Below are 6125 nucleotides of genomic sequence, written 5' to 3'. Positions count from 1 at the left end.
TTATTTATTTTTGTTTGTTAATGCGGCGCGGCGACCAGAGTCATACACTGTCTATCCTGTTCGTCGGCGGCGTCAGAGGTGTAGAAGAGACAGCGAGGCCACGGGCCGAGACGGCGGCTATCTCGGTGGAGTTGCGGTAGTTCGTGGTGAGTTCGTACTCGTGCCGCATGCGCGGGGCCGGCTTGCGGGTGCGGCGGCGGCCCCGGGACGGGCGCTCGCCGCCGAGGGCGGTCTCCATGGCCTGGCGGGCGGCGTCGAGGTCCTCCCAGGCGCTCTGCGCCGGGTCCTCCACGATTGTCCAGCTGGCCTGGCGGCCGCGGCGGCCGAGCATGCGCCACTGCATGGGGGAGAGGTCCTGCGCCTCGTCCACGACGATGTGCGCGTATTCGGGACGCTCCTCCACCACGCCGTCGTCCACGCGCCGGGACCGTTCGAGGCGCTCCATGGACGTGGTCAGCTCCTGCATCTCCGGCTCCCACGTCTCGTCCGCGACCTCCTCGCCGGTGAGGATGTTGACGCCGTCCACGACGAACGGGTCGTCCTCGGACGGGGCCTTGCGGCGGCGGGACGGGCGGGGCGGCGAGCCGAGCAGCGCGTCCAGTTCGTCCAGGAGTGCGACGTCCTGGTAGCTGAGCGGGGCGCCCTCGGCCCAGGACGCGGCGAGCGGGTCGATGTCGGCGCGGTCGAGGTCGCGGCCGGCGACGCGGCGCAGCCGGGACGGGTCGCCGAGCGAGCGCAGGACGTCCAGCGGGCGGCGGATCGGCCACCATGTGACGAGGAAGTCGGTGAACGTGCGCTGCTCGCGGACGCGGGTGTCGAACTGGGCGCGCTTCGGGTCGCCGTTCTGCTGCCCGGTGGCCGGTTCCTCGTCGATGGAGGCGAGGCCGTCGGCGGCCAGGATCGCGTTCCACATGGCGTGGCGCCCAGACTCTGCTTCGGCGCTCTCCTCGGCCTCGGCCGCCTCCGGGCCGCCGACGTCGTTGAAGCGGCGCCAGAGGGCGTCCAGGAGCATCTCGGCGGCCCGGCCGCGCGCCGCGTTCACGCTGCCGCGGCTGCGCCGGTGGAGATCGTTCCTGATCCGGTCGAGGCGGTTGCGGTCGAGGGTGATGACGATGCCCTTGAACACGACGCGCAGCTCGTCGGGGGCGCCGGGCGCGTGGTCGGAGACGGCGCGGCGCAGCACGTGCACGATCTCGTCCGCGCCCTTGACGCGGGCGAGCCGCGGCGGGTCGTGGACGGTCGCGGTGGCCCCGTCGACGAGGTCGCCGAGCGAGCGCAGCGACGCCGAGCCCTCGCCGAGCGACGGCAGCACCCGCTCGATGTAGGCGGTGAACCGGCGGTTCGGGCCGATGACGAGGACGCCGCGCGACCCGAACCGGCGGCGGTGCCGGAACAGCAGGTAGGCGACGCGGTGCAGCGCGACGGCCGTCTTGCCGGTGCCGGGGGCGCCGCGCACCAGGACGGTCCCGTCGGCGGGGGCGCGGATCACCTCGTCCTGCTCCCGCTGGATCGTCGCGACGATGTCGCGCATCGCGCCCTCGCGGGTGCGGGCGAGCGAGGCGAGGAACGCGCCGTCGCCGACGATCGTCATGCCGTCGGCGGCGTCCGGGTCGAGGAGGTCGTCCTCCAGGTCGACGACGGTGTGCCCGCGCGAGTGCAGGACGCGGCGGCGGACGACGCCGCGCGGGTCCTCGGGGGTGGCGCGGTAGAAGTCCTCGGCGGCGGGCGCCCGCCAGTCGATCACCAGGGAGTCGTGCTCGCTGGTCCGCACGCCGATCCGCCCGATGTAGCGGACCTCCTCGGTGGTGAGGTCGAGCCGGCCGAACACCAGGCCGTCGTCGGCGATGTCGAGGGCCTGGGCGCGCAGGGCCGCCTGGTGGACCATCGCGTCCCGGTCCACCAGCGAGCCCTTGGTGCCGGCGAGCGACTGCCGGTAGCCCTCGCGGATCATGGCCTGGGCGTCCGCGCGCATCTCCTCCAGGCGCGCGTAGGCGATGTCGACGTAGCGCTGCTCGGCGGCGATCTGTTGATCCTTCACCGTGCCGCCGGGACCGGTCGGCCGCCCGGTGACCTGGGACGACATGCAGGCTGCTCCTCGCACGTGGGTCGCGCCGGGGACGTCCCCCGGCCCCCCGAAGGGGCGAAGGAGACAGCTTATTCGGTCGGCCCGGGGTTCAGCGCGGAGCGGGCCTCCGCATCGGGAGGGCGCGCCCGCGCCGCGGACGGACGTGCAGGTCACCGGGCGGGCGCGCGAGCGAGCGGTCAAGTGCGTCGAGGACGAGCCGCGCCGGTGTCTCGTCGTCCAGGTGGACGCAGCGGATCGTCACCCCGCGTCCGCCGTGCTCCCTGAAGAGCGCCTCCGCGTACGCGGCGACGGCTCCCGAGGCGGCGGACGTCGCGCCGGGCTCCGGAGGGGGCGCGCAGACGATCAGCTCGCCGGCGCCGCGCTCCAGCATGCCGGGCAGCGTGGCGCGCACGATGTGCATGGTGCCGTACACGTCGGTGCTGAGAACGTGTTTCACTTCGGTCGGCGGTTGCTCCAGGACCGGCGCGGCCGGCGCGATCACGGCGGCGTGCACGACCCGGTGCACGGGGCCGATCACCGCCAGCACGTCCACGACGGCCTTGGGATCGGTGACGTCGCAGGTCCGCACGTGCATGTTGGGGGAGCGCAGCGCGGTCTCCGCCAGGCCCGCCTCGTCGGTGTCCACCGCGACGACGTCCCACGCGGCCGCCGCGAGCCGCCGCGCCGCGAGCGCGCCGAGGCTGCCCGCCGCGCCCGTGACCAGCGCCGTCCGCTTCACCGGCGCACCTCCTCGGCGCCGTCGAAGACCATCTGCAGGTGCCCGACCGTGCTGGTGCTCAGCGCCCGCGCGCGATCCAGGCCAAGCCCCCGCAGCTCCTCCGCCACCGGGTGGTCGCCCAGGACGACCTTCGCCCCGCCCGGACGCGTCCGCACGTCGGTCGGCGTGAGCGTCCAGGGCGTCCGGCGGGTGACGCCGTCCATGCACGAGTAGGCGTCGACCTTCGGTGCGGCGGTGCTGCTCGGCATCGGTACGCCCGGCTTCACCGCGACCTCGATCGCCGTGCGCCCGCCGAACCGCACCGCGCACCGCTTGACGCGTCCGGCCAGGTCCATGGGGATGTCGGCGATCTCCTTGGGGAAGCCCCAGATCGTCCGGCCGGCCTCCAGCGTGAACTCCTGGTTGACCGGCAGCCAGTGGATGAACGCCCCGACGCCGCGCATCCGGCCGAGCCCCCGGGCGGGCGCCGAGCCGGGCGGGCGCACCAGGAACGCGACGGCGAACTCGTGGTACGGGCCGAGGTCCCCGTCCGCGTACCGGACGAAGGCCAGCGAGCAGATCGCCCGGCCGGGCAGCGGCTCGGCGACGTCCAGCCCGGAGTAGGCGATGACGGCCTGGGCGGCGCGGGCGGGTACGGCGAACATCGCCGACCCCACGGCGGCGTCGCGGATCCGCACCGGAAGGGTGACCCGCTCGCCCTGGATCGCATGCGCTTGCACGGTGCTTGTCACACCGCTTAGTAGAACAGGTTCTCGTTTTGCTGCCAAGAACCGGGGCCTACCCCTTCTCCACCGCCGTCCGGATGCGGTCGAGGGTGGCGCGCATGCCCGCGCGGTTCACGGCCGCGCGCCGCTCCGCCGCGACGCCCGTGAAGACCTTGCCGAGGATCGAGACGAACTTCGCGCCCCGGTTGTCGCGGCGCAGGTCCTCCCAGTACTCGGTGAGACGCGTCCGAGGCGCGGACGGGTCGTCCGAGACGTCCTCGAAGCGGTATCCCCACAGCGCGACCGGCATCCCGAAGCTCGACACCCGGAACGCGAACGCCTTGCCCGGCACGGCCGCGGTCACCTGGCAGGTGGTGAACCACACACGCCAGCCGATCCGGTTGAACCCGACGAACCTCGCCCCGGGCGCGACCGTCTTCCCGCGCACCCAGATGGCGAACACCTCGGGGCTCCACTCGCCCATCCGCCGCAGATCGGCGACGGCCGCGTACACGTCGCCGGGCCCCGCCGCGACGGACGTGCTCTCCTCGACCACCCACTCCCGTTCCATACCCGCGATCCTCCCATCCCGTGACCATCCGGTCATAGGAGGTGGGTGTACTCCGTCCTCCAGGAGGCGTACCAGCTCTTGAACCAGGGGTGCGGCTCGGTCAGCGGGACGATGTAGGTGAGGGTCTCGGCGTAGTAGCGGCGCTGGAAGTCCGGCGGCATCTTGTCGAGCGTCTGGACGTTGCTCACGCGGTCGGCGAGCTTCACCTGGATCGCCTCCGGCGGGGCGTCGCCGAGCCGCCGCAGGTAGGCGGCCTTGGCGGCGCGTTTCGCCTGTCGTCCCGCGCCGGCGGTGGGCGGCTTGGTGACCCAGTCGACCAGTTCGGTGACCTCCGGACCGAACTCGGCCTCCACGTCCGGCAGCGTCGCGGGAGTGTCCTCGACGACGTCGTGCAGGATCGCGGCGGTCAGCACGGCGGGCGTCGTCACCCCGGCGCCGCGCACCAGGACTTCGAGAGCCTCCAGCAGATGCTCGACATAGGGTGCGCCCGTGGGACGCTTCTGGTCGCCGTGCCAGCGCTGCGCGGCGGCCACGGCCGTCCCGAGGGCGTCGACGTCGATCGGTGCGCCGGACGCCGCGATTTCCGCACGGACCGTGTCCCAGGAGTGCCAGCGGGTGAAGACCTCCACGGTTCGGCTCCGTTCTGTCGCGCGAGGCGCCGCGCACACGGCATGGTGGGTGTCGTCTTGCAGGCACAGTACGCGGAAGGAGGCGGCGCGGTCGTGGTCGGGAGCCGGCAGCGGCCTGGTGGCCGACCGGAGACCGTGGGCAGGGTCCGCGTCGCGCTCGGCCTGCTCTCCGCCGTGGTCGCCGTGGCGCTGTGCGTCGTGCTCGTCGACAAGTACGTCCTGCGCGCCGAGTGGTGGCAGGTGCGGCACACCGTGACCGGCGAGCCCGTCACGCCGCAGCGCGAGGTCGGGCCGCCGCCGGGGCCGCTCGCGGTGAGCTGGGAGAAGACGACCCGGATCGAGCACGGGGCCGTCGGCGGCTACGACGGCGTCGCCTACCGGGTCGCGCAGGGGCAGGTCGTGACCGCGTCCGGCCACGGGCTGGAGGTGCGGGACGCGCGGACCGGCGGCGACCGCTGGAGCTACCGGCGGTCCGGGTGGTCGCTGCTCGGCTGGACGTCCACGCGGTCCCGGCTCGTCGCCTACTTCGAGCGCAACGGCGACCGGAGCGACCGGGTGCTGGTGGCGTTCGACGCGCTGTCGGGCGGGCTGCTGTGGCGGCGGGAGGGCGAGCGTCCCGCCGCGGTGTCCCGGACGACGCTGCGCTGGCCCGCCGGATCCGACATCGTCCTCACCACCGGCGAGAAGCACCGCACGCTGTTCGGCGTCTCCGCGGTGACCGGGAACCGGGTGTGGCGGCTGGCGCTGCCGCGCGGCTGCCGGCTGTTCGAGGGCGGCGCGCACCCGGCCGACGGGCGGGAGGACCTCGCCGCGTTCGGCCTGGACTGCCGGGAGGACGGGAAGCGCCGCAGCCGGCTGCTGGCGGTCGACCCGGCGAAGGGCACCGTCCGCTGGGACGAGAAGCTCGGCTCCAAGGAGTCGCCCGAGGTGTCGATGCTCGACGGCGTGACGCTCGCCTCGGACGGGACGGCGCTGCGCGCGTTCGGTGAGGACGGCGACCAGTTCGGCGTCTGGCGGGGCGACGGGGTGTGCGGCGACCTGATGTGCCCGGGCGTGCAGACGCCGGGGCGGCTCGTGGTCGTCTACCACCCGGACGGGTCCGGCGACACCCGGATGGAGGCGGTGGACGTGCCGTCCGGGCGGGTCGCCTGGCGCCGCGACGTCCCCGCGTACGCGGCGCTCGCGCAGGCCGGCGGGCACGTCTTCGCGCTGCGCCCGCGGCTGTCGGAGGGCCTGCCGCCGGCGGGCGTCCGCATCGCCGACCCGGGGGGCGGCAGCCGGCCCTGCGCCAGGCGCGGGCGGCGGCCGTAGCACGGCCCCTATCCACACCCGACCCTCCCGCCGGCGCTGAACAGATACAACCGACGTGGCGCCGCGCTACTAAACAAAAACACAACAGACAACCCCGTAACCAGCG

6 protein-coding genes are annotated in these 6125 nt (G+C 73.8%); 1 reads left to right on the top strand and 5 read right to left on the bottom strand.

The features are described 5' to 3' along the window. Positions 1 to 40 precede the first annotated feature (40 nt). The 5 genes from HUX53_RS05735 to HUX53_RS05715 form a co-directional block, all read right to left on the bottom strand. Complete coding sequence (locus tag HUX53_RS05735) at positions 41 to 2083, bottom strand: AAA family ATPase (protein WP_176402125.1); 2043 nt, start codon at positions 2081 to 2083, stop codon at positions 41 to 43. Positions 2084 to 2174: 91 nt separating this feature from the next. Then, positions 2175 to 2804 (bottom strand): SDR family NAD(P)-dependent oxidoreductase, encoded by a 630-nt coding sequence (locus HUX53_RS05730; RefSeq protein ID WP_176402124.1) that lies wholly within the window; start codon positions 2802 to 2804, stop codon positions 2175 to 2177. Further along, positions 2801 to 3535, bottom strand: a complete 735-nt coding sequence (locus tag HUX53_RS05725; RefSeq protein WP_176402123.1) for an acetoacetate decarboxylase family protein — start codon at positions 3533 to 3535, stop codon at positions 2801 to 2803. Before HUX53_RS05725 ends, HUX53_RS05730 begins: the two co-directional genes overlap by 4 nt. Before the next feature lie 46 nt (positions 3536 to 3581). Beyond that, the gene (locus HUX53_RS05720) at positions 3582 to 4079 is read right to left on the bottom strand and encodes an SRPBCC family protein (protein WP_176402122.1); all 498 of its coding nucleotides are present in this window, start codon (positions 4077 to 4079) and stop codon (positions 3582 to 3584) included. A gap of 32 nt (positions 4080 to 4111) precedes the next feature. Beyond that, positions 4112 to 4708, bottom strand: coding sequence for an HD domain-containing protein (locus HUX53_RS05715; RefSeq protein ID WP_176402121.1), 597 nt, complete (start codon positions 4706 to 4708; stop codon positions 4112 to 4114). A 135-nt stretch (positions 4709 to 4843) separates the two neighbouring features. On the opposite strand from HUX53_RS05715, the gene HUX53_RS05710 reads away from it, so the two are divergent. Continuing rightward, complete coding sequence (locus HUX53_RS05710) at positions 4844 to 6019, top strand: PQQ-binding-like beta-propeller repeat protein (RefSeq protein ID WP_176402120.1); 1176 nt, start codon at positions 4844 to 4846, stop codon at positions 6017 to 6019. Positions 6020 to 6125: the final 106 nt, after the last annotated feature.

The sequence above is a fragment of the Actinomadura sp. BRA 177 genome (assembly GCF_013372625.1).
Lineage (GTDB): Bacteria > Actinomycetota > Actinomycetes > Streptosporangiales > Streptosporangiaceae > Spirillospora.
Note: the sequence above shows the minus strand (reverse complement) of the source record. Positions and strands in the feature narration are given on the sequence as shown.

What these genes read in the sequence shown, in the direction of transcription:
- HUX53_RS05720 (WP_176402122.1), bottom strand. Translation starts at nt 4,079, where the DNA reads ATGGAACGGGAGTGGGTGGTCGAGGAGAGCACGTCCGTCGCGGCGGGG.
- HUX53_RS05735 (WP_176402125.1), bottom strand. Translation starts at nt 2,083, where the DNA reads ATGTCGTCCCAGGTCACCGGGCGGCCGACCGGTCCCGGCGGCACGGTG.